At 66.2% G+C, this 19,246-nt stretch carries 27 protein-coding genes; 6 read left to right on the forward strand and 21 right to left on the reverse strand.

What is annotated here, in order from left to right; all coding sequences use genetic code 11:
* Positions 1 to 158: 158 nt before the first annotated feature.
* On the reverse strand, positions 159 to 578 hold the full coding sequence (locus NZK81_RS01745) for a glycine zipper 2TM domain-containing protein (RefSeq protein WP_260043368.1): 420 nt from the start codon (positions 576 to 578) through the stop codon (positions 159 to 161).
* A 226-nt stretch (positions 579 to 804) separates the two neighbouring features.
* Here NZK81_RS01745 and rarD point away from each other — a divergent pair, with 226 nt between their 5' ends.
* The gene (gene rarD / locus NZK81_RS01750; RefSeq protein WP_260043369.1) at positions 805 to 1,713 is read left to right on the forward strand and encodes an EamA family transporter RarD; all 909 of its coding nucleotides are present in this window, start codon (positions 805 to 807) and stop codon (positions 1,711 to 1,713) included.
* Here the strand turns inward: rarD and NZK81_RS01755 are convergent.
* Positions 1,690 to 3,015: a dihydroorotase gene (locus NZK81_RS01755; protein WP_260043370.1), complete on the reverse strand. Its 1,326-nt coding sequence runs from the start codon at positions 3,013 to 3,015 to the stop codon at positions 1,690 to 1,692. The genes rarD and NZK81_RS01755 overlap by 24 nt on opposite strands.
* A gap of 231 nt (positions 3,016 to 3,246) precedes the next feature.
* Between NZK81_RS01755 and NZK81_RS01760 the strand changes: the two genes are divergently transcribed.
* Both NZK81_RS01760 and NZK81_RS01765 read left to right on the forward strand, forming a co-directional pair.
* Complete coding sequence (locus NZK81_RS01760; RefSeq protein ID WP_260043371.1) at positions 3,247 to 3,600, forward strand: hypothetical protein; 354 nt, start codon at positions 3,247 to 3,249, stop codon at positions 3,598 to 3,600.
* A 100-nt stretch (positions 3,601 to 3,700) separates the two neighbouring features.
* On the forward strand, positions 3,701 to 4,939 hold the full coding sequence (locus tag NZK81_RS01765) for an alkaline phosphatase family protein (protein ID WP_260043372.1): 1,239 nt from the start codon (positions 3,701 to 3,703) through the stop codon (positions 4,937 to 4,939).
* 109 nt (positions 4,940 to 5,048) lie between these two features.
* Here the strand turns inward: NZK81_RS01765 and NZK81_RS01770 are convergent, their stop codons facing one another.
* Both NZK81_RS01770 and NZK81_RS01775 read right to left on the reverse strand, forming a co-directional pair.
* Complete coding sequence (locus NZK81_RS01770) at positions 5,049 to 5,630, reverse strand: nitroreductase family protein (protein ID WP_260043374.1); 582 nt, start codon at positions 5,628 to 5,630, stop codon at positions 5,049 to 5,051.
* A 79-nt stretch (positions 5,631 to 5,709) separates the two neighbouring features.
* Positions 5,710 to 6,408, reverse strand: a complete 699-nt coding sequence (locus NZK81_RS01775; RefSeq protein WP_260043375.1) for a pirin family protein — start codon at positions 6,406 to 6,408, stop codon at positions 5,710 to 5,712.
* A gap of 121 nt (positions 6,409 to 6,529) precedes the next feature.
* On the opposite strand from NZK81_RS01775, the gene NZK81_RS01780 reads away from it, so the two are divergent.
* Together NZK81_RS01780 and ygfZ are read left to right on the forward strand one after the other, a co-directional pair.
* Positions 6,530 to 7,435, forward strand: coding sequence for a LysR family transcriptional regulator (locus NZK81_RS01780; RefSeq protein WP_260043376.1), 906 nt, complete (start codon positions 6,530 to 6,532; stop codon positions 7,433 to 7,435).
* 40 nt (positions 7,436 to 7,475) lie between these two features.
* Positions 7,476 to 8,231, forward strand: a complete 756-nt coding sequence (gene ygfZ, locus NZK81_RS01785) for a CAF17-like 4Fe-4S cluster assembly/insertion protein YgfZ (protein WP_260043377.1) — start codon at positions 7,476 to 7,478, stop codon at positions 8,229 to 8,231.
* A 9-nt stretch (positions 8,232 to 8,240) separates the two neighbouring features.
* Here the strand turns inward: ygfZ and NZK81_RS01790 are convergent, their stop codons facing one another.
* From NZK81_RS01790 to rplU, 4 genes are all read right to left on the reverse strand, one after another.
* Entirely contained in the window at positions 8,241 to 8,798 is a 558-nt protein-coding gene (locus tag NZK81_RS01790; RefSeq protein WP_260043378.1) for a GNAT family N-acetyltransferase, read from the reverse strand.
* Positions 8,799 to 8,952: 154 nt separating this feature from the next.
* Complete coding sequence (locus NZK81_RS01795; protein WP_260043379.1) at positions 8,953 to 9,516, reverse strand: GNAT family N-acetyltransferase; 564 nt, start codon at positions 9,514 to 9,516, stop codon at positions 8,953 to 8,955.
* 262 nt (positions 9,517 to 9,778) lie between these two features.
* Positions 9,779 to 10,048 carry a 50S ribosomal protein L27 gene (rpmA, locus tag NZK81_RS01800; RefSeq protein WP_260043380.1) on the reverse strand — a complete coding sequence of 90 codons (270 nt, stop codon included), beginning with the start codon at positions 10,046 to 10,048 and terminating at the stop codon, positions 9,779 to 9,781.
* A gap of 26 nt (positions 10,049 to 10,074) precedes the next feature.
* Positions 10,075 to 10,371 carry a 50S ribosomal protein L21 gene (rplU, locus tag NZK81_RS01805; RefSeq protein WP_260043381.1) on the reverse strand — a complete coding sequence of 99 codons (297 nt, stop codon included), beginning with the start codon at positions 10,369 to 10,371 and terminating at the stop codon, positions 10,075 to 10,077.
* Positions 10,372 to 10,642: 271 nt separating this feature from the next.
* Between rplU and NZK81_RS01810 the strand changes: the two genes are divergently transcribed.
* The gene (locus NZK81_RS01810; protein ID WP_260043382.1) at positions 10,643 to 11,170 is read left to right on the forward strand and encodes a hypothetical protein; all 528 of its coding nucleotides are present in this window, start codon (positions 10,643 to 10,645) and stop codon (positions 11,168 to 11,170) included.
* Positions 11,171 to 11,274: 104 nt separating this feature from the next.
* On the opposite strand, the gene NZK81_RS01815 is transcribed toward NZK81_RS01810, so the two are convergent.
* From NZK81_RS01815 to NZK81_RS01875, 13 genes are all read right to left on the reverse strand, one after another.
* Positions 11,275 to 11,694: a hypothetical protein gene (locus NZK81_RS01815; RefSeq protein ID WP_260043384.1), complete on the reverse strand. Its 420-nt coding sequence runs from the start codon at positions 11,692 to 11,694 to the stop codon at positions 11,275 to 11,277.
* Between the two features lie 89 nt (positions 11,695 to 11,783).
* A complete protein-coding gene (locus NZK81_RS01820) occupies positions 11,784 to 12,239 on the reverse strand; it encodes a molybdenum cofactor biosynthesis protein MoaE (protein WP_260043385.1) in 456 nt (151 codons plus the stop codon).
* A gap of 1 nt (position 12,240) precedes the next feature.
* Entirely contained in the window at positions 12,241 to 12,528 is a 288-nt protein-coding gene (locus NZK81_RS01825; protein WP_260043386.1) for a MoaD/ThiS family protein, read from the reverse strand.
* Between the two features lie 5 nt (positions 12,529 to 12,533).
* Complete coding sequence (moaA, locus tag NZK81_RS01830; RefSeq protein ID WP_260043387.1) at positions 12,534 to 13,538, reverse strand: GTP 3',8-cyclase MoaA; 1,005 nt, start codon at positions 13,536 to 13,538, stop codon at positions 12,534 to 12,536.
* The gene (locus NZK81_RS01835) at positions 13,535 to 13,879 is read right to left on the reverse strand and encodes a Rossmann fold domain-containing protein (RefSeq protein WP_260043388.1); all 345 of its coding nucleotides are present in this window, start codon (positions 13,877 to 13,879) and stop codon (positions 13,535 to 13,537) included. The genes moaA and NZK81_RS01835 overlap by 4 nt, the downstream gene beginning before the upstream one ends.
* 13 nt (positions 13,880 to 13,892) lie before the next feature.
* Positions 13,893 to 14,264, reverse strand: a complete 372-nt coding sequence (locus NZK81_RS01840; RefSeq protein ID WP_260043389.1) for a dihydroneopterin aldolase — start codon at positions 14,262 to 14,264, stop codon at positions 13,893 to 13,895.
* Between the two features lie 8 nt (positions 14,265 to 14,272).
* On the reverse strand, positions 14,273 to 15,184 hold the full coding sequence (locus NZK81_RS01845; protein WP_260043390.1) for a class I SAM-dependent methyltransferase: 912 nt from the start codon (positions 15,182 to 15,184) through the stop codon (positions 14,273 to 14,275).
* Entirely contained in the window at positions 15,184 to 16,584 is a 1,401-nt protein-coding gene (thrC, locus tag NZK81_RS01850) for a threonine synthase (RefSeq protein ID WP_260043914.1), read from the reverse strand. The genes NZK81_RS01845 and thrC overlap by 1 nt, the downstream gene beginning before the upstream one ends.
* Positions 16,585 to 16,652: 68 nt before the next feature.
* Positions 16,653 to 17,219 (reverse strand): SURF1 family cytochrome oxidase biogenesis protein, encoded by a 567-nt coding sequence (locus NZK81_RS01855; RefSeq protein ID WP_260043916.1) that lies wholly within the window; start codon positions 17,217 to 17,219, stop codon positions 16,653 to 16,655.
* A complete protein-coding gene (locus NZK81_RS01860; RefSeq protein WP_260043391.1) occupies positions 17,219 to 17,608 on the reverse strand; it encodes a DUF983 domain-containing protein in 390 nt (129 codons plus the stop codon). The genes NZK81_RS01855 and NZK81_RS01860 overlap by 1 nt, the downstream gene beginning before the upstream one ends.
* Positions 17,608 to 18,429: a cytochrome c oxidase subunit 3 gene (locus tag NZK81_RS01865; RefSeq protein WP_260043392.1), complete on the reverse strand. Its 822-nt coding sequence runs from the start codon at positions 18,427 to 18,429 to the stop codon at positions 17,608 to 17,610. The genes NZK81_RS01860 and NZK81_RS01865 overlap by 1 nt, the downstream gene beginning before the upstream one ends.
* 80 nt (positions 18,430 to 18,509) lie before the next feature.
* Complete coding sequence (locus tag NZK81_RS01870; protein WP_260043393.1) at positions 18,510 to 19,112, reverse strand: cytochrome c oxidase assembly protein; 603 nt, start codon at positions 19,110 to 19,112, stop codon at positions 18,510 to 18,512.
* A gap of 5 nt (positions 19,113 to 19,117) precedes the next feature.
* Positions 19,118 to 19,246: a hypothetical protein gene (locus tag NZK81_RS01875; protein WP_260043394.1), complete on the reverse strand. Its 129-nt coding sequence runs from the start codon at positions 19,244 to 19,246 to the stop codon at positions 19,118 to 19,120.

Below are 19,246 nucleotides of genomic sequence, written 5' to 3' on the forward strand. Positions count from 1 at the left end.
CATTTCGGGAAGAGCACGGCGCCAAAGATTGAGGGCGCCCGCGAGAATCGCGGACGCCCTCCCGCCCGAACGCGAAGGCCGCTTATGCGACCCCCGCGACCGGACAGTCCCCCCCGCACGTCGCCGTCCGCACGGAGAAAGGATTCAGAAGAAGGAATTCAGCGGCAGCGCGAACCGCCGCGATCGATCTCGCGGCCAAGCAGGGCACCGCCGACCGCTCCGAGCACGGTACCCAGCGTGCGGTCGCGGCCGCCGTCGATCTCCCGGCCGAGCAATGCGCCTGCCGCGCCGCCGATGATGAGACCTGTCGTGCCGTTCTGCCGGCGGCAGTAATACCGGCCGTCACGCCCGCGCCAGACGCGCGTATCGCGGTAAACGGGCTCGCCGTAGTTACCGTAGCTGGGACGGTAGCCCCGACGCCAGTCCTCGCGCGAATAGCGTATGCGGCTGTGATCGTAGGCCTGCTCGCCGGGCGCGTGGAACTGCGTTTCATGACCAGTCATGGCCGATGCGGGGACCGCCGTTGCGAGGCTGGCAGCCGCAGCAGCGAGGGCCGATGCCTTGAAGAATGCGTTCATCTCAATTCTCCTTGGTGCCGAGATGCGGACCTGCCAGGCGACTCGATCCGGAATACACATTCATCTTTATGGTAAGTTACCTGAACGGCGTGCAACGCGTCTGTCAGAATTCGGCCGAACGCCGAAAAGAACGTGCGCCTGCGGCAAAACGTGTCTCTTGCGGGACCAGCCGGCGCGCCCTAATCGGCAGGTCCCGGGTCAGTCCTCATCCCCCAGAGTATTTCCGATGTCGTCTAAAACTCCCATCCGCCTGGGCGGTCTGGCCCCGGCCTTCGGCGCCTATCTGATCTGGACGCTGTTTCCGTTCTATTTCGCGCTTCTGAGCACGGTCTCTCCGTTCGAGGTGGTGGCCTGGCGAATGCTCTGTACGCTGCCGTTCTGCCTGATCATGGTTGCGGTCCTGCGCCAGGGGGGCGAGTTGCGTCAGGCTCTGCTGACGCCGCGCATCCTCGGTGCGCTGGCGCTGAGCGGGCTGCTGATCGGAACAAACTGGCTGGTCTATGTCATCGCCGTGATGCACGGCCATGTCCTGGCGACGAGCCTCGGCTACTACATCAATCCACTCGTCAACGTGTTCATCGGCGCGGTCGTGCTGCACGAAAAGCTCTCCCGGCTGCAATGGGCGGCCGTGGGGCTCGCGGCCATCGGCGTTGCCATCCTGGCCCACGATGCCTTGCCGACGCTGTGGATCAGCATGGCGCTGGCGCTCTCGTTCGCGGGATATGGGCTGACGCGCAAGCTGGCGCCGGTCAATTCGCTGCCCGGGCTCACCGTCGAGACGCTGGTGCTCCTCGTTCCCGCGATCGGCCTGCTCGGCTGGCAGGCATCCAGCCCGGAAGGCCTGATGATGGGCACGACTCCCGGGTTGAGCGTACTGCTGGCCTGCGCCGGCATTCTCACCGGCATTCCGCTGCTTCTCTTCGCCAGCGCAGCACGACGCCTCGACTTTTCAGTCCTGGGCTTCATCCAGTTCGTGACCCCCACGGGCCTGTTCCTGCAGAGCCTGTTCGTCTTCGGCGAACCGTTCAGGCCCGTTCAGCTCGTATGCTTCCTGTTCATCTGGGTCGCCATCGCCCTGTTCTGCTGGGACCTTCTGTCGAAGCGCGGACGCTCACAGCGCCCCGGCAAAGCGTAGGGGTTCGCCCAGCGCCTGGTTGGCGAGCTGGCCTTCCCACATCGCCATGTGGCCGCGCACGATCGTGCCCATGACGCGCCCGTCCAGCTCCATGCCGGTGAAGGGTGACCAGCCACAGCGGCTCTCGAGCCAGCCCTCGGTCACGGTGAAGCGGCCCTTGCGATCGACGATCGTGAAGTCGGCATCATAGCCGGTCGCGATCCGTCCCTTGCCGACAAGGCCGAACACGCGCTGCACGCCGGCGGAAGTCATGTCGATCAGCCGCTCCAGCGTCATGTGCCCCTTGGCCACGTGATCCAGCATCAGCGGCAGCAGCGTCTGCACGCCGGGCATGCCCGAGGGGCTTGAGGGATAGGGCCTGGCCTTTTCCTCCCTGGTATGCGGCGCGTGATCCGATCCGAGCACGTCGGGCACGCCCTGACGCAGCCAGTGCCACAGCCCGGCGACGTGCGCGGCCGAGCGGATCGGCGGGTTCATCTGCGCATAAGTGCCCAGACGCGGATAGGCGTCCTCGGCCTCCAGCGTGAGGTGCTGAGGCGTCACTTCGCAAGTCGCCACGTCGCGATGCTGCGCGATCAGTTCCAGTTCGGCGGGCGTGGTGACGTGCAGGATGTGTATCGGCCGCTTCGCCTCGCGGGCGAGGCGCAGAATGCGCCGGGTGGCCAGCATCGCGCTCTCGTCGTCGCGCCAGACCGGGTGGCTGGAGGGATCGCCTTCGACCCGCTCGCCCTTGCGCGCATTCATCCGCGCCTCGTCCTCGGCGTGGATGGCGACGCGGCGGCGGCCGTGGGCCAGCACGCGGGCAAGCTGCTCGTCCTCGGCCACCAGCAGGCTGCCGGTCGATGCGCCCATGAAGATCTTGACGCCCGCCGTGCCGGGGATGCGTTCCAGCTCGCCCAGTTCCTCGGCATTTTCCGCAGTGGCGCCGACGTAGAAGGCATGGTCGCAGTACATGCGATGATGCGCGCGCTCGAGCTTGTCGTGCACCCGCATGATCGTGTCGGTGTTGGGATTGGTGTTGGGCATCTCGAACACTGCCGTGACACCGCCCATCACCGCCGCCCGACCGCCGCTTTCCAGGTCTTCCTTCTGCTCCAGCCCCGGCTCGCGGAAATGGACCTGGCTGTCGATCACGCCGGGCAGCACGTCGAGCCCGGTGCAGTCGATGCGCCGCGCGGCATCGGGATAGCTGCCGACGCCGAGGATCTTCCCGTCGCGGACCGCGACATCGGCGATCCCCGCGCCCGAGGGCGTGTGAACCGTGCCACCGGCAAGGACGAGTTCGGGGGCGCTGGCTGTCATCGGGCGGGCCTCATGATTGACGAAGTTGACACTGTCTGCACAGTCCGGAACCTAGGTCCCGGGCCGCTGCTCAAGCAGGACCTAGGCGTCCATGAAAGATCGCGCAAGAACGGGAGCGGCGTGCATCGGCCCCTTCCGCCACGAACCGCCCGCCGCAGGACGGTGCCGCGAAATCGCCTTGATCGTGCCGCATGATGGACCCTTCTGCCAACCGCCCCCGAGGTTTGCATCATGCCCGCGACGGACGCCCTCCAATCGCCGGTTCCGCCGGCGGAAGAACGCTCGCTCTCCGCCTTCGACCTTGCCGACATGCGAAGCCCCGATGCGCCGCCCGATTTCAGCGCCGTCCAGAAAAGGTGCGATGCCGCCGCCGGCAGGCCAGGCGAGATCGTCGTCTGTGCCCCCGACCCCGAAAGGGAGCGCCTGCGCGCGCTCCCCGACACCTACGTCGAGGAGCCGGCGCTGCCCCCCGCCCGGTGGAGCCTCGGCGACGGCGTCAGCCTCGACGTCCACGTCGACGCGGCGCAAATGCCGGACGGTACCGTAAGCAATCGCGTGATGGTCGGGGTCAAAATGAAATTCTGACCCTGCCGCCTCCGGCAAGCTGCCGGTCCTGCCTCCACAGCGTCATGAAAATGCGCCACGAGCCTATCAGAACCTGCAATCACGCAAATCGGGTATCGCTTTGAAAATCATTCACTTCTGCATCGTCGTCCTGGCCCTGCTCGGCGGCTGCACCACCCCCCGGCAGATACCGCAAGCCGCCGCTTCCGGGCATTCGCCGGCCCCGCCGGTGATCCTGATCTCGATCGACGGTTTCCGGCCCGACTATCTCGGCCGCGGATCGACGCCCCATCTCGACGCACTGGCGGCCGATGGCGTGCGCGCGAAGGGCATGCGGCCGAGCTTCCCGACCAAGACCTTTCCCAACCACTATACGCTCGTCACCGGCCTGCGCCCCGACCACCACGGGCTGGTCGGCAATGTCATGAAGGACGCGAGGATGCCCGGCGTGACGTTCGAGACATCGAACAAGCCGGTCGCGAACGATCCGCGCTGGTGGGACGAGGCCGAGCCGATCTGGCTCACGGCCGAAAAAGCGGGCATGCGCACCGCTTCGATGTTCTGGCCCGGCTCCGCCGTCGCCATCCACGGCGTGCACCCGCGCGACTGGCGGGCCTTCGACCAGACCGTCACCCCCGATGAACGCGTCGACACGGTGCTGGGCTGGTTCGACCGGCCCGAGGCAGAACGGCCGCGTTTCGTGACGCTCTATTTCGACCAGATCGACCATGCCGGACACACCTGGGGGCCTGCCGCCCCGGAAACGGCCGCTGCCGTTGCCGCGATCGACACGGTGATCGGTCGCCTGCGCCGGGGCCTCGCCGCGCGGCATGTCGCCGCAGACCTGATCGTCGTGTCGGACCACGGCATGGCGCCGGTCAGCGAAGATCGCGTCATCCGCATCGCCGGGATTGTTCCTCCCGGCAGCGCCGAGGTCGTGGCCGACGGCCCCTATGCTGGGATAGACCCGCTGCCCGGGCACGACGACGAACTGGCAAGGGCCCTGCTCGCACCGCATCCGCACATGACCTGCCGGCGCCGGGGCGACTTGCCCGCGCGGCTGGAATACGGCCACAATCCGCGCGTTCCCGCCTTCATCTGCATTGCCGAAACCGGATGGTCGATCCTTGGCGGCAAGACGAAGGAGCCGGTCCGGGGCGGCGCCCATGGCTACGACAACATGGACGCAGCCATGCTGGCGACATTCGTGGCCGCCGGCCCCGACTTCCGGCGCGGCGTCGTTCTCGACGTCTTCGACAATGTCGACGTCTATCCGCTCGTCATGCGGCTGCTCTCCCTGCCACCCCGCGCCAACGACGGCACCGCCGCGCCCTTCGCATCCGCGCTGACGGCGCGCTGAAAGCACATGCATGAAAAAGCCCGGTCTGCCTGTACGGCAGACCGGGCCGATCGAAGCGTTCAGGCCGGAGGGGGCTGCGAGAACGCTCCTGAGCGGGACCGTTAAGGGATCAGGCGAACTTGCCGGCCTTGGAGATCTCGGAGACCGGCTTGCGGCCGGCGGCGACCTCGCGCTCCTGCAGGAAGTCCGGCAGCGATTCCTTCGGTCCGAGCTTGCCGATCACGAAGGCCGCTTCGAGGCGATAGTCGTCGGGAATGCCCAGCGCCTTTTCGGCTTCGCCGAACTTGATGCCGGTCATGCCGTGGGTGTGGTAGCCCATCGCCTGCGCCTGGATCGCCGCCAGGACCCACGCCGCACCGGCGTCGAAGCTGTGGCTGTGGTTGGGCGAGATCTTGCCGTCGGGACCGGTCGAGTTCTTCGCCGAAACGACAAAGACGAGCGCCGAAGCCTCCTTGGCCCAGCTCTGGTTGAAATCGATGAGCTGCGACAGCAGCAAGTCCCAGTTGGCGTCGCCCTTCTTCGCATAGAGGAAGGTCCAGGGCTGGACGTTGTAAGCCGACGGCGCCCAGCCGGCGGCTTCGAAGATCACGTCGAGGTCTTCCTGCGGTATCTCGGCGGCCTCGAAGGCGCGCGGGCTCCAACGCTCGACGATGAGTTTCTCGATCTTGGGATTGGCGATACGTCCGGTCATGGAAAGGTCCTTTCGGTTGGGAGAGAGAAAGAGAGTGAGAGGGAATTGGCGGCGGAATGTTTTGTTCCGCCGCGCAAAGTCAAGCTGCGTCGACGAGAACCAGTTCGGCATCCTCGAGCGCGGTTACAGTGATGGTATCGATGCCGGTGATGGCAAGGCCGTCGCGGGCCTTCGCCTCCACCTCGCCGACCTGCACGCGGCCGGTGGCGGGAACCAGATAGGCATGGCGGCCCGGCTCGGTGGCGTAGGTCACCGTGTCGCCCGCCTTGACCGTGGCGCCGAGCACGCGGGCATCGGCGTTGATCGGCAAAGCGTCGCCATCGCCTTCGCGGCCACTGGCCAGCGTGATGAAGCGGCCGGCCCGGTCATCCTTGGGGAACGGGCGCGCACCCCAGCCCGGCTTCTCGCCGCGCCGGTCGGGAATGATCCAGATCTGGAACAGCGTCGTTTCCTCATCCTCGAGGTTGTACTCGGAATGGCGGATCCCGGTTCCCGCGCTCATCACCTGAACGTCTCCGGCCTCGGTACGACCGGTGTTGCCCAGGCTGTCCTGGTGGGTGATGGCGCCCTTGCGGACGTAGGTGACGATTTCCATGTCGCGGTGCGGATGGGTGGGGAACCCGGTCCGGGGCGCGATGGTGTCGTCGTTCCAGACACGCAGGCGGCCCCAGTTGGTGCGCGCAGGCTCATGATAGTCGGCAAACGAGAAATGGTGATGGGCATCGAGCCAGCCATGGTTGGCGGCACCGAGACCTTCGAAGGGGCGGAGTTCGATCATAGGGGGCACTCCTGAAAAAGGTTGATCCGAGTGGGTCATGCGACCCGATGCCCCCCAGATAGGGCTTGGCTTCCAATCAGAAAATTGGGATAAATTCGTCTCAAATGTTCGGATAAGTTGAATGCCTGAAATTGCCCCACCCAGTCTTGACCATCTGCGCACGTTTCTTGTCGTCGTCGAGGAAGGCAGCTTCAATGCCGCCGCACGCAAGCTGGGGCGCGCGATCTCGGTGGTCAGCTACGCCATCGCCCAGCTCGAAGCCCAGCTCGATGTGCGCCTGTTCGATCGCGAGGGGTCACGCAAGCCGCAGCTGACCGAACAGGGACGTGCGCTCGTCTCCGAAGCGCACACGATCGCGGACGACGTCGATGCGCTGCTCGCCAAGGTGCGCAGCCTGCGGCAGGGGCTGGAGGCCGAACTGTCGTTCGCGGTCGACGTGATGGTCCCCGGCAATGTCCTGGCCCGGTTGCTGCGCGATTTCCAGGCGCGCTTCCCCAGCGTGGCGCTGCGGCTCCACGTCGAGGCGCTGGGCGCCGTCGCCGCGCTCGTTCAGGAAGGCCGGGCCACGCTTGCCGTGGCCGGACCGGACATCCTCGACCTGCCCGAGATCGAACGCGAGACGATCGGCAGCGTCGAACTCGTCGCCGTCGCCGCCCCCGGCCATCCCTTGGCCAGTGCAAAACACATCGCGCCGGGCGAGACGCGCAAGCACCTGCAACTGGTCCTGACCGACCGATCTCCGCTCACCGCGGGCCGCGACTTCTCGGTGCTCAGTCCGCGCTCGTGGCGGCTTGCCGACCTCGGCGCCAAGCACGCGCTGCTTAAGGAAGGTATCGGCTGGGGGTCCATGCCGCGACACCGCGTGCAGGAAGACCTCGATAGCGGTGCGCTGGTCGAGCTGATCCTGCCCGAATGGTCATCGAAGGACTATGCCCTCGTCGCCCTGTGGCGAAAGGACTCCCCGCCCGGGCCGGCGGCGGTCTGGGTGCTCGACGAAATGCGCGAACGGCTGGCAAAGTGCCCGTAAGCTCTTGCAGCGCCCCGCGCCTGGCCCCACCTTGCCGGGCATGACTGCAACCCGCCTGTTCGACCGCGCCCTGATCCGCCTCTCGCCCCGCGCGGATTCGGAGGAAAACGTCGCCGATTTCCTCCAGGGCCTCGTCACCGCCGACGTGACCAAACAGCTGCCGGTCTGGGCCGGGCTGCTTTCGCCGCAAGGCAAGGCACTGTTCGATTTCGTGATCTGGCCGGCCGGCGACGGCCTGCTCATCGATTGCGAGGCTTCCGCGGCCGACGCGCTGCTGAAGCGGCTGTCGATGTACCGGCTGCGCAAGGCGATCGACATCGTTCGCGACGATGGTCTCGCGGTTCACTGGCGCCCGCACGTGGGCGATGCGGCCGCGGCGGACCCGCGGCTGCCCGCACTGGGCGAACGCTGGATCGCCGCGATCGGCCCCGCCGATCCCGAAGAGACCGAAACCGGCGCGGACGCCGCCTGGCGCGTCCACCGCCTCGCCCTGGGCGTCACCGAGGGTCGGGCCGAACTGGGCGACGGCGAAACGCTGTGGCTGGAATGCAATGCCGCCGAACTCAACGGCGTGAGCTTCACCAAGGGCTGCTTCGTCGGTCAGGAAAACACCGCACGCATGAACTGGCGGCAGAAGGTCAACCGCCGCCTGATCGTGGTGCCGCTCGCACGTTCGGACGAGAAACGCCGCCGCATGGCCTATCCGGAACTGGATCTGGCCGTCGACCACCTTCGGACCAGCGACGTGCCGCCCGACCTCTGGCCGGCCTGGCTGCCCGCACCGGATCCATCCTGAGCGTTCCGCTCAGGCGCTGAGCATTTCGTCCGGGCTTTCCATGTGCGGCCACCTGCGCCGCTCGAGATCGATGGCATAGACGTGCGCCAGCGCCTCTTCCCCGCGCCCCGCGCTGTAGCGCAGGTGCGCATCGCCGGTATCATGGAAGCCGGCCGCTTCGAGCACACGCACCGAGGCATCGTTGTCGGTGAAATGCTTCGCGACCAGCCGCCGATGGCCCAGCGTGCGGGCCTGCTCGACCACCGCGCGCAAGGCTTCGAGCGCATAGCCCTGCCCGCGAAAGGCCGCGGCGATCCAGTAGCCCACCTCGACCTCGTCACCATGCGGGCCAAGCCCCACGCCACCGACGAGCTTCGCACCCTGGGTGCCTCGCCGGTACATGAAGAAATGCGGAAAGCGCGGATCGCGGGGTCGATCAAGATACGCGCGCGCAGCCTCGCGGGTGCGCGGCATCGCCGATACCGCAACTGTACGCTGGAAGGCGTCTTCCCTGAACGTCTCTAGCAGATCGTCCAGATCCTCCGGCCAACCGGGTCTTAGAAATAACCTCTCCGTGCGGACAAACATGCCACGGTTCTCCGTTGTCCCATTTCCGCGTCGTTATTATGCACCCGAACGCCCGCGATTGCACGAAAGTTCCACAAGGCGGACGTTCTACGGCACCAACTCTCTGACATCACCCGGTTAACAATTGCCTGCCCCCGGTGGACAGGCAACCGAATCAGGCCGCGCGCCTGTGCGGCACGTCGTCATCCCCATCGGCGCAGCCGCCCGGCGAATCGAAAACGAGTTCATATTCGCGCGCGGGATAGACCATCCCCCGCCCCTCGCTGAACCGTTCGACGATCCGTCCCGTCCGACGGAAACCGAGCTTGTCGAGCACGCGGCCTGAGGCCGGGTTGTCGAGGAAATGGGTGGCAACGATCCGCTCATGGCCAAGCGTGCACGCCAGGCTCAGCGCCGCGCGCGCAGCTTCGCTCGCATAGCCCCGCCCCCAGTGATCGCGGGCGATCCAGTAGCCGAGCGCCACGCCGGCATCGGTCTTTTGGAAGCCGACACCGCCGATCAGCCGCGCACCTGCCGCGCCCGGAAGCGTGATCATGAAACCCGGACAGAGGCGTTCCCGCTGCAAATTGACGAACGAGCGCGCATGTGCGCCGGTATAGGGCCAGGGAACGCTGGCGAGATTGCGCACGACCTGCTCGTCGCCGATCAACCTCTGCAGGTCTTCCCAGTCCTCGGGCCAGCCAGGGCGCAGGAACAGGCGTTCGCTGCGAATGAACATCTTGATTCTCCACTCATTCGCCTCGCCGCTCCCTTATCCGGACGGCGTGACACTGCGATTACGCACGCGGGCGTGAAGCCGAGGCGCCGGCTGACGCATTGTTCAAAAGCGTCAACCGCAGGTCACGGCGAGACCGGCGTGCGGCGAGTTGAGGGAGAAAAGCAAAAAGGGAGACGGGCGGTGGCCCTCTCCCTCTTTCGAGCCGGACTATGGTGTCCGGCGGGGCCATCCCGTCAGGATGGCCCTTTTACCGACCATCCGGTTATTCGGCGGCTTCTGCCATGGCGTCGACCGACACATACTTGCGGCCGAGTTTGCCATCATGGAAGCGCACGCGGCCTTCGGCCAGCGCGAACAGGGTGTGATCCTTGCCCATGCCGACGTTCACGCCCGGGTACACCTTGGTGCCGCGCTGACGGATGATGATGTTGCCGCCGACGACTTCCTGTCCGCCGAACTTCTTCACACCAAGGCGGCGGCCCGCTGAGTCGCGACCGTTGCGCGAAGAGCCGCCTGCTTTCTTATGTGCCATTTCCTGTTACTCCGAATGCGCGAGGCTTAGCCGACCGACACGATGCGCAGCAGGGTCATCTGCTGGCGGTGGCCGTTCTTGCGGCGATAGTTGTGGCGGCGGCGCTTCTTGAACACCACGACCTTTTCGCTCTTGGCCTGCGCGATGATCTCGGCCGAAACCTTGACCTTCGAGGCGTCGGCGATTTCACCGTCGTTGCCCGCGAGCAGAACGTCGCCCAGGGTGATGGTCTCACCGGCTTCACCAGCCAGCTTCTCGACCGCGATCTTGTCTCCGGCGGCAACCCGGTACTGCTTGCCGCCCGTGCGCACTACTGCGAACATGGTGCCCTTACCTAATCTCAATGTGCCCGAAACGAGCCGAAACAACCTTGCCCCGGCCGCTGCACTCCACCGAAGAAGAGTAGAGCCTTGCGGGCGACGCGCCGGACACCCCGCATTGGGCGAGGTGCCGGAAAGAGTGGGTGCCGTTAGTGCAACGCCCGAGTCGTGTCAACCAAGGACTCGGGATTCGCTGGCATTGCCGTCCTGTTTATAACGCGAAGGCAACGCGAAAGCCTCTCCCTTCGTTCCCGCGCCATGCTATGGCAGCGTCATGTTCCGCGCGAAAGCCCGATTGCTGCCCGCCCTGCTGCCGATGATGGCGGCCGCCTGCTCGACCGCAGGCTCCTATCCCTCACTTGGACTGCGCGACTTCGAGCGAATCGACGGAAGCGCCACGCCGGTCGCGGGAGTGGCAGAGCTGCCCGCCCCGCCCTTGCCCCCTGCAAGCGCCGATCTCGTCACCCGGCTCGATGGTCTCGTCGCCGTCGCGCGCGACGCGGACCTGCAATTCCAGACCAACCGGCCCGCCGCCGAACGCGCAGTGGCTGCGGCGGGCGGGATCGCCAGCGATTCGTGGAGCAGTGCCAGCGTCGCCCTGGCGCGCCTCGAATCGAGCCGGTCCAGCGCCATGGAGGCCCTGGCCGACCTCGACGCGCTCTACGTCGATGCCCGGACGGCCGCTCCACTGGAGGAAACTCCGAGCGCCAAGGCGATCGCCGCGGCGCGCGATCAGGTCGACGGTCTGGTCGCCGCACAGGACAAGGTGATAGAGGGCCTCGCCGCGCGCCTTCCAGGCTGATTCACGCCACACCCGAAAACGCGAAAAGCCCCTCCCCGGTGGGGGAGGGGCCCTCCGAACGCCTGACTCGCCCGCCCGAAAGCCCCCCGGCCCGGACGGATGGGTCAGGTGAAAGCTACGACAGCCGCGACCGCCAGGCCCCAGCCCAGGATCAGCACGGGCAGCGTGAGAACCTGAATGGCCGCTTCACCGGCCGTCAACCTTCCGCTCAGAGTATCGATACCGCGCGCGGCAAGCTGGCCCCAGCTCATCGGCGCGCTATCATTGTCTGGCTTCATCTTCGCCCAGTAACCCGCGAGGCCGAAAGCAAAGACGACAAAACCGGCGAAGAGGACCATCGGTATCGCCAGTTCGGGATTCAGGAACAGCGCAGCCATCAAGCCGATGAACCCGAGATAGAGCCCCACGGTCGCGACGTAGAGGCCGCCGGGAAGGCCGAAATTGCGATCAATACCGGTCCGCGCGGGCGTATCGGTAACGACGGCAATGTCCTGGAGGTCTTCCTGGCTAAGATACTTCGACATGGTCCTGATCTCCCTCAGTGATCAGGAATGACGCAACTGGCCCCGCAGCGAATTGACCGGTATCAAACGCACGACGCTTTTTTCGCCGTTCAGCCCCAGCGGGCGATATCCTCGAAGTCCTGATCGCGCGGTTCGATCCAGCGCCATTCCCCGCCGGCCTTCTCGCGCTTCCAGAACCACGATTCGCTCTTGAGGTGATCCATCGCGAAATCGGCGGCAGCAAAGGCATCGCGGCGATGGCGTGCCGCCGCGGCGACAAGGACGATCGGCGCGCCCGGCTCCATCACGCCGCTGCGGTGGATCAACAGCAGGCCGTCGAGTTCCCAGCGCTCGCGCACGCGCGCCGCCAGCGCCTTCATCGCCGGAAGCGTGAGCGGTTCGTAATGCTGCAGTTCCAGTGCCTCGACGCCGCCGCCGGCCCGTACCTGGCCGAGGAAGCTGACGATGCCACCCGCCTCGGGATGGGCGGCGGTGAACGCCTCCAGCTCGTGCGCAGGATCGAAAGGCCCGGTCGCGAGGCGGACGTCGGTGGTCGCCTCTGCCATGTCAGCCGCCCGAAACCGGAGGCAGGAAGGCAATCTCGTCGCCATGCCTGAGGACCGGCGCATCGTTGTCCTGCAGCAGGATGCCGTTGACCGCGAGCTTCACGCGCGGTTCGCGCAGCGCCCGGGCAAGCTGCGGTTCGAGCGCATCGATCACGGCATCGATGCTGGATGCGGCCGCGACCGCGCGACTGCCGCCGCCGGCCAGATCCTCCAGACGCCCGAGAAACACCAGCGTGATGCGCGACGCGCTTTCCCTTTCGGAGGAAGGCAGGTCCATTCCAGTGCCCACGCCCATCACCCTCCCGTCATCGACATGTGGCGGGCAAGCGCGGGCGCGGCGCCCGGCTTGTCGATGGCGAAATGATGGCGCTCGGGCTTGATGCGCATCGCGGTATCGAGCGCCTCGGACAACTGGACCTCGGGGTCCTCGCTGCGCAGCGCCGCACGCAAGTCCACCCGCTCGTTGCCGCCGAGGCAGGCATAGAGCTGGCCCGTCGCGGTCACGCGGATGCGGTTGCAGCCTTCGCAGAAATTGTTGGTGAGCGGCGTGATCAGGCCAAGCCGGCCACCCGTTTCCGCCACATCCCAGTAGCGCGCAGGGCCGCCGGTGCGATGGTCGCTCGGCGTCATCGTCCAGCGCCGGGCCAGATCCTCCTGCACCGCAACGAGCGGCAGGTAGTGATCGATACGGTCTTCCTCGACCTCGCCCAGCGGCATGACCTCGATCAGCGTGGCATCGAAACCCTGCCCGTGCGCCCAGGCGACGATGTCGGGGATCTCCTGCTCGTTCACGCCCTTGAGCGCGACCGTGTTCAGCTTGACCTTGAGCCCCGCCGCTTTCGCCGCGGCCAGCCCTTCGAGCACCTGCGGCAGCGAATCGCGGCGCGAGAGGCGCGTGAATGTCTCCCGATCGAGTGTATCGAGCGAGACATTGATGCGCCGCATGCCCGCCGCGAACAGGTCTTCCGCGAACTCGGCAAGGCGCGTGCCGTTGGTAGTGAGGGTCAGTTCCTCGAGGCCGTCCCCGATCTTGCGGCCGAGCGCCCGCACCAGTTCGATCATGTCACGCCGCACCAGCGGTTCGCCACCGGTCAGGCGGATCTTGGTAATGCCCCGGGCAATGAAGCCGAGCGCGAGATCGTGCAGTTCCTCCAGGCTCAGCACATCCTTGCGCGGCAGGAAGGTCATCCGCTCGGGCATACAATAGGAGCACCGCAGGTCGCAGCGGTCAGTAACCGAAAGCCGCAGGTAGCTTATGCGGCGCTGAAACTGGTCAACGAGAGGCGCGGGACTGTTCATCCTTGCGGATATAGCACCGGACCCGCCCCGTTTCCATCGAGCGGCAAAAGCTGCCCCGTCACGCCGCCCGCGCCATCGAGCCAGCGCGCTGCCGCCGCGCACGCGACGCTGTCGTCGCATTCCAGCGCATTGACCCGCGAGGGCGCAAAACGGCGCGCAAGGCCCTGCACCACGGCGAGCCGCCATGCGCGATGCTCGTGTCGGGCGGGCAGGAAAACCAGCGTCAGCGGATCGGCTCCGGCGCCCAGCGTCGTCTCCACACCAGACAGCAGCCGTGCATGAAAGTCCGCCGATGCTTCGAGCGGATCGTCAGCCAGGGGCCCGATGTGAAGCAGCTCCATCGGCACCGCCCTTTCAGCGCCTTTCGCGCGTGAGCGTCATGCCGATCTTTTCGCCGTTCTCGCTGATCGCCAGCTTGACGATCTTGACGGTAACCGCCTCCACCCGGTCGTCCTGCAGGAACAGCGTCTCGCAGATATGATCCCCGACCGCCTCGATCAGCTTGAAATGGACGCCCTGCGGCAGCGCCTCGGACGCCGCGAACTTGAGATCCATGTAGTTCTTGCTGGCGCTGAGCGGGGTGTCGGGCGCGTAATGGTCCGCCACTTTCAGGCGCACCGCGATCGAAAAGCGCAGCGGTTGCGGCTTGCCCGTCTCTTCCGAGTAGATGCCCGTGAGGACATCCTGTTCGAAATCGGCAACTTCAAGGATCAGCGAATCGGCCATGGCGCCCTTTAGCCGGGATTGGACCAGCGCGCGAATATCGCGGTGGGAAGCAGGCGGCCCTGCCGCTCATCCTGAGCCTGTCGGAGGGCATCCTCGCGCACCGCAAGGTCGCCGTGCTCGATCGTGCCGGGCAGGCCGGCGAAGAGTTCGTCCATCAGCCCGGCCAGCGCCAGCGAGGACATGCGCACGGCATAGACCGTGAGGAACAGGAACCGGCTCTCGGCATCGAGCAGCTGGCGGCAATCGCCAAGCAGGCCCGGCAGCCCTTCCTCGAGCCGCCATGTCTCGCCGCCCGGCCCGCGGCCGAACTTGGGCGGATCGAGGATGATGCCGTCGTAGCGCTTGCCCCGGCGCACCTCGCGCGCGGCGAACTTCGCCGCATCGTCCACCAGCCAGCGCACCGGGCGGTCCTCCAGCCCGGCGAGCGCGGCATTCTCGCGCGCCTGCGCCACCGATTTCTTCGAGGCATCGACATGCGTCACCTGCCCGTGCGCCGAAAGCGCCAGAGTGCCCACGCCGGTATAGCCGAACAGGTTAAGCGTATTGGCATCGTCGCACCCCGCGAGCATGCGCCGCATCCAGTCCCAGACCGGCGCCATGTCTGGGAAGAAGCCGAGGTGGCGGAACGGCGTGCACTGCGCGGTGAACGCGACCTCGTTCCAGGCGAGCGACCAGCCCTCGCGCGGGACCTGACGATCGAAACGCCAGCGGCCGCCGCCATCCTCGTCGGAGCCCGGCACGAATTCGCCGTGCGCATCCCAGTCCGACTGGCGCGGCGTCCACATCGCCTGCGGTTCGGGGCGGATGAACCGGTAGTCGCCGTAGCGTTCCAGCTTGCGGCCATGTCCCGAATCGACGAGGCCGTAATCGTCCCAGCCCTCGCCGACCAGGACGACAGGTTGGGTGACGAGGTCCGCCATCAGGCCTTGGGCGAAGCGATGTTCGCCACGAACTCGCAAACCGTTGCGTAGTCGCCCGGAAGCTCGACGCACTTCTCCTCGCGGTCGAACAGGTCGCCCACGCGCGCGGGAAGGCTCGGGCGGTGGCCGGTGGCACGTTCGACGGCATCGCGGAACTTGGCCGGGTGCGCGGTGGCGAGCGTCACCACCGGAACCGCTGCATCGATTCCCGCCGTGCGCGCGGCGAAAAGGCCGCAGGCGGTGTGCGGATCGATCAGTTCGCTGCAATTCTCCCAGGCCCAGCGGATCGTCGTCGACATGTCGTCGGCATCGGCGCGGGCCGACCGGAACAGAGCGGCCGCGCCTTCGCGCTGCGCATTGGTGAGCTGCATCGCCTTGGTCGCTTCGAAGCCGGCCATCTGCTCGGCCATCGCCTTGCCGTCGCGGCCGCCGAGGTCGAACAGCAGGCGCTCGAAGTTCGAGGAGACCTGTATGTCCATCGAAGGCGCTGCGGTCGGCGTCACCGTGCCTTGCGAATAGTCGCCGGTGGTGAGCGCACGGTAGAGGATGTCGTTGACATTGGTGGCCACGATCAGCTTGGCGACGGGAAGGCCCATCTGCGCCGCGACGTAGCCGGCGAAAACATCGCCGAAGTTTCCGGTCGGTACCGAGAAGGCGACTTCGCGGTGCGGCGCGCCGAGCTGCAGGCCGGCGGCGAAGTAGTAGACCACCTGCGCCATCAGACGCGCCCAGTTGATCGAGTTCACCGCGCCGATGGCGAAGCGGTCGGTCATGGCGGTGTCGTTGAACATGCGCTTCACCATCGCCTGGGCATCGTCGAACGAGCCCTCGATGGCGATGTTGTGGACGTTGGGCGCGAGCACCGTTGTCATCTGCCGGCGCTGCACGTCGGAGACGCGGCCCTGCGGGTGGAGCATGAAGATATCCACCTTCTCGCGCCCGGCCACGGCATCGATCGCGGCCGAGCCGGTATCGCCAGAGGTCGCGCCGACGATCGTCAGGTTGCGGTCTGAGCGGGAGAGGAATTCCTCGAAGAGCAGGCCGAGCAGCTGCAGCGCCACGTCCTTGAATGCCAGCGTCGGGCCGTGGAACAGTTCAAGCATCCACTGCTGTTCGTCGAGCTGCTTGAGCGGCGTCACCGCCTTGTGCGCGAAGCGACCGTAAGCCTGCGTGGTCAATTCCAGCAGCCGCTCGGGCGCGAGGCTGTCGCCGACGAAGGGCGCCATGATCCTGGCGGCCAGCTCCGCATAGGGCAGGCCCGCCATCGCGGCGATCTCTTCGCTGGAGAAACGCGGCCATTCGCGCGGTACGTAAAGACCGCCGTCCGACGCGAGCCCGGCGAGCGTCGCGCCTTCGAAATCGAGCGCCGGAGCGCTGCCGCGGGTGCTGATGTAGTCCATGGCCATCCCTGTGGTTTCCGGGCGCGGTTAGCCGGGAGCGGACAGAAATGGAAGCCTTGGCTTGCGCTTCAGCCTTGCTTGAGGCGCTTGCGCAGCGCGATCGCATAGATCACCAGCGCCGTCGCGGCGAACAGGAACCACTGGATCGCATAGGACAGGTGATTGTTGGGAATGTCCGCGGGATCGGGCTCGGCGTTGGCCTGAAGGCCGGCGACAGGCGGATCCGCGACCAGACGCGGTCCCGGCGCGATGATGCCGCGCACCGTCCCGCCCTGCCATTCCAGCCCGGCATTGGGTTCGAGCGACCAGCCCAGCACGACCAGCGCCTCACCCCCGCCGGGCAGCACGCATTGCGCCGTCTGGGCCAGCCCCGATTCGCCGTCGGCATTCTTGCCCGCCATGCTGCTGCGGCTCTTGACCCCGGCGCAGATCATATGCGCGCGGTGATAGAGCACGTCCTCACCTACGCCGCCGGACGTCCAGTCGATCTCCTCGGACATGTCCCGCGCGGCGGCATAATGCGCGAGCAGCGCTTCCTTCTCGTGCAACCGGCGCAGCTGCCAGAAGCCCAGCGAGATCATGATACCCGCCGCGACCAGTACGACCAGCGTCGGGAAAACGGGAATGCGGCGTATCATTCGTCCTTGAGCCGCCCCTCTCCGGCACGGCGGCGGTATTCGGCGCCCAGCAGCCACGCCTTGGCGATCCGCAGCCCGCCGATCACCATCGCCGTCGTGAGCGGAATCCACAGCACCGCATGAACCCAGAACGGCGGCTCGAACGAGAGCTGCACCCAGATCGCCAATATCGCGATCACCGCGCCGACGATGAGCGTCAGGAAGGCCGCGGGGCCATCACCGACGTTGAACTGGGTATAGTCGAGCCCGCAGGCCCTGCAGCGGGGGGCGAACTGGATGGCGCCTCCGAACAGCGTCTTCCCGCCGCAGCGCGGGCAGAGACCGAAAAGGGCAGCCGAAGCGGTGTCCGGCTGCCCCTTGGAATTCGGATCGTGCTCAGACGACATCAGTGCGTCGGATAGCCCCATCCGCCCCAGATATAGACTGCGACGAACAGGAACAGCCATACGACGTCGACGAAGTGCCAGTACCAGGCCGAAGCCTCGAAACCGAAGTGCTGACGCGGCGTGAAGTCGCCCTGGTAGGAACGCACGAGGCAGACGATCAGCATGATGGTGCCGACGATCACGTGGAAGCCGTGGAAGCCGGTCGCCATGTAGAAGGCCGAGCTGTAGGTGTTGCCACCGAAGCCGAACGGCGCGTGCAGATATTCGTAAGCCTGGATCGAGGTGAACAGCATGCCGAGCAGCACGGTCGCCCAGAGGCCCTTCTTCAGGCCCTCGCGGTCACCGTGGATCAGCGAGTGGTGCGCCCAGGTGACGGTCGTGCCCGAGCACAGCAGGATCAGCGTGTTGAGCAGCGGCAGCGCGAAGGGGTCCATGACCGCTTCGATCGCCTTGGGTGGCCACTGGCCACCGATCACCTCGGCAATGGTCGAGGGGAACAGCGAGAAATCGAAGAAGGCCCAGAACCAGCCGACGAAGAACATCACTTCCGAAGCGATGAACAGGATCATGCCGTAGCGCTGGTGAAGCTGCACCACCGGCGTGTGATCGCCGGCGTGGGCTTCCTTCACGATCTTGGAGAACCACATGAACATGGATGCCAGCAGCAGCGCCATGCCGGCCCACGGAACGAAGTGCCCACCCGGCAGATCGTGCATGAACAGCACCATGCCCGACGTGAACGTGAAGGCGCCAATCGTCGTTGCCAGCGGCGCGATATCCGGCGGAAGGATATGGTAGTCGTGGTTCTTGGTACCGGCCATGGTGCCTTCTTCCCCGTTTTCGAAACTGTCTTTTCCCTGCGGCTCCCCCAAGGCGCCGCAATTGTTTCCCAATTGGGCCCTTAACCGCCCGTCTTGCTCTGGTCCAGTGCCTTTGCGTCGCCGACGGACGTCACGTGGAACGTATAGCTCAGCGTGATCTCTTCCACGTCCTTGTTGTCCGGATCGTCAAGGATCGCCGGATCGATGTAGTAGAGCACCGGCATGCGCACGGCTTCGCCCGGCTTCAGCGTCTGCTCCGTGAAACAGAAGCACTGGATCTTGTTGAAGTACTTCGCGGCCTGCTCGGGTTCGACGTTGAAACTGGCCGTGCCGGTCACCGTCTGGTCCGATTCGTTCCTGGCCCAGAACAGCGCCATGTCGCGTGCCCCGATCGAAACCGTGTCGGTGCGCTGCAGCGGCTTGAAGTCCCACGGCATGTCGCGCGCGACATTGGCATCGAAACGCACCGATATGGTGCGCCCCGAATCCACGATGCCCGCGGCCTGCGCCGCATCGACCCGCTTGGTCGTGCCGCCGTAGCCGGTGACCTGGCAGAAAATGCGATAGAGCGGCACCGAGGCATAACCCAGGCCCAGCATGCCCAGAGCCATCGACAGGGCAACCATCGCTACCTTGCGGTTGCTCTGCCTGGCGCGGTCCACCGGATTGATCGCCTCGGCCATCGCGTTCAGCTCATCTTGGCGATGGAAATGAAGAACACGAGAATGACGAAAGCCGCGAGGCTGAGCGCGAGCACGCGATTGCGGCTCTTGCGGATCTGCTCGATGTTGGGGCTATCCTTGCCTTGGTCTTCCAT

The sequence above is a fragment of the Novosphingobium mangrovisedimenti genome (assembly GCF_025153475.1).
Lineage (GTDB): Bacteria > Pseudomonadota > Alphaproteobacteria > Sphingomonadales > Sphingomonadaceae > Novosphingobium > Novosphingobium mangrovi_A.

Coding starts and splice junctions, on each gene's coding strand:
- NZK81_RS01840 (WP_260043389.1), bottom strand. CDS start 14,264: ATGGCCGATTCGCTGATCCTTGAAGTTGCCGATTTCGAACAGGATGTC.
- NZK81_RS01810 (WP_260043382.1), top strand. CDS start 10,643: ATGTTCCGCGCGAAAGCCCGATTGCTGCCCGCCCTGCTGCCGATGATG.
- moaA (WP_260043387.1), bottom strand. CDS start 13,538: ATGAACAGTCCCGCGCCTCTCGTTGACCAGTTTCAGCGCCGCATAAGC.
- NZK81_RS01865 (WP_260043392.1), bottom strand. CDS start 18,429: ATGGCCGGTACCAAGAACCACGACTACCATATCCTTCCGCCGGATATC.
- NZK81_RS01870 (WP_260043393.1), bottom strand. CDS start 19,112: ATGGCCGAGGCGATCAATCCGGTGGACCGCGCCAGGCAGAGCAACCGC.
- NZK81_RS01770 (WP_260043374.1), bottom strand. CDS start 5,630: ATGACCGGACGTATCGCCAATCCCAAGATCGAGAAACTCATCGTCGAG.
- NZK81_RS01795 (WP_260043379.1), bottom strand. CDS start 9,516: ATGTTCATTCGCAGCGAACGCCTGTTCCTGCGCCCTGGCTGGCCCGAG.
- ygfZ (WP_260043377.1), top strand. CDS start 7,476: ATGACTGCAACCCGCCTGTTCGACCGCGCCCTGATCCGCCTCTCGCCC.
- thrC (WP_260043914.1), bottom strand. CDS start 16,584: ATGGACTACATCAGCACCCGCGGCAGCGCTCCGGCGCTCGATTTCGAA.
- rplU (WP_260043381.1), bottom strand. CDS start 10,371: ATGTTCGCAGTAGTGCGCACGGGCGGCAAGCAGTACCGGGTTGCCGCC.
- NZK81_RS01760 (WP_260043371.1), top strand. CDS start 3,247: ATGCCCGCGACGGACGCCCTCCAATCGCCGGTTCCGCCGGCGGAAGAA.
- rpmA (WP_260043380.1), bottom strand. CDS start 10,048: ATGGCACATAAGAAAGCAGGCGGCTCTTCGCGCAACGGTCGCGACTCA.
- NZK81_RS01780 (WP_260043376.1), top strand. CDS start 6,530: ATGCCTGAAATTGCCCCACCCAGTCTTGACCATCTGCGCACGTTTCTT.
- NZK81_RS01845 (WP_260043390.1), bottom strand. CDS start 15,184: ATGGCGGACCTCGTCACCCAACCTGTCGTCCTGGTCGGCGAGGGCTGG.
- NZK81_RS01820 (WP_260043385.1), bottom strand. CDS start 12,239: ATGGCAGAGGCGACCACCGACGTCCGCCTCGCGACCGGGCCTTTCGAT.
- NZK81_RS01775 (WP_260043375.1), bottom strand. CDS start 6,408: ATGATCGAACTCCGCCCCTTCGAAGGTCTCGGTGCCGCCAACCATGGC.
- NZK81_RS01815 (WP_260043384.1), bottom strand. CDS start 11,694: ATGTCGAAGTATCTTAGCCAGGAAGACCTCCAGGACATTGCCGTCGTT.
- NZK81_RS01755 (WP_260043370.1), bottom strand. CDS start 3,015: ATGACAGCCAGCGCCCCCGAACTCGTCCTTGCCGGTGGCACGGTTCAC.
- rarD (WP_260043369.1), top strand. CDS start 805: ATGTCGTCTAAAACTCCCATCCGCCTGGGCGGTCTGGCCCCGGCCTTC.
- NZK81_RS01745 (WP_260043368.1), bottom strand. CDS start 578: ATGAACGCATTCTTCAAGGCATCGGCCCTCGCTGCTGCGGCTGCCAGC.
- NZK81_RS01860 (WP_260043391.1), bottom strand. CDS start 17,608: ATGTCGTCTGAGCACGATCCGAATTCCAAGGGGCAGCCGGACACCGCT.
- NZK81_RS01875 (WP_260043394.1), bottom strand. CDS start 19,246: ATGGAAGACCAAGGCAAGGATAGCCCCAACATCGAGCAGATCCGCAAG.
- NZK81_RS01790 (WP_260043378.1), bottom strand. CDS start 8,798: ATGTTTGTCCGCACGGAGAGGTTATTTCTAAGACCCGGTTGGCCGGAG.
- NZK81_RS01835 (WP_260043388.1), bottom strand. CDS start 13,879: ATGGAGCTGCTTCACATCGGGCCCCTGGCTGACGATCCGCTCGAAGCA.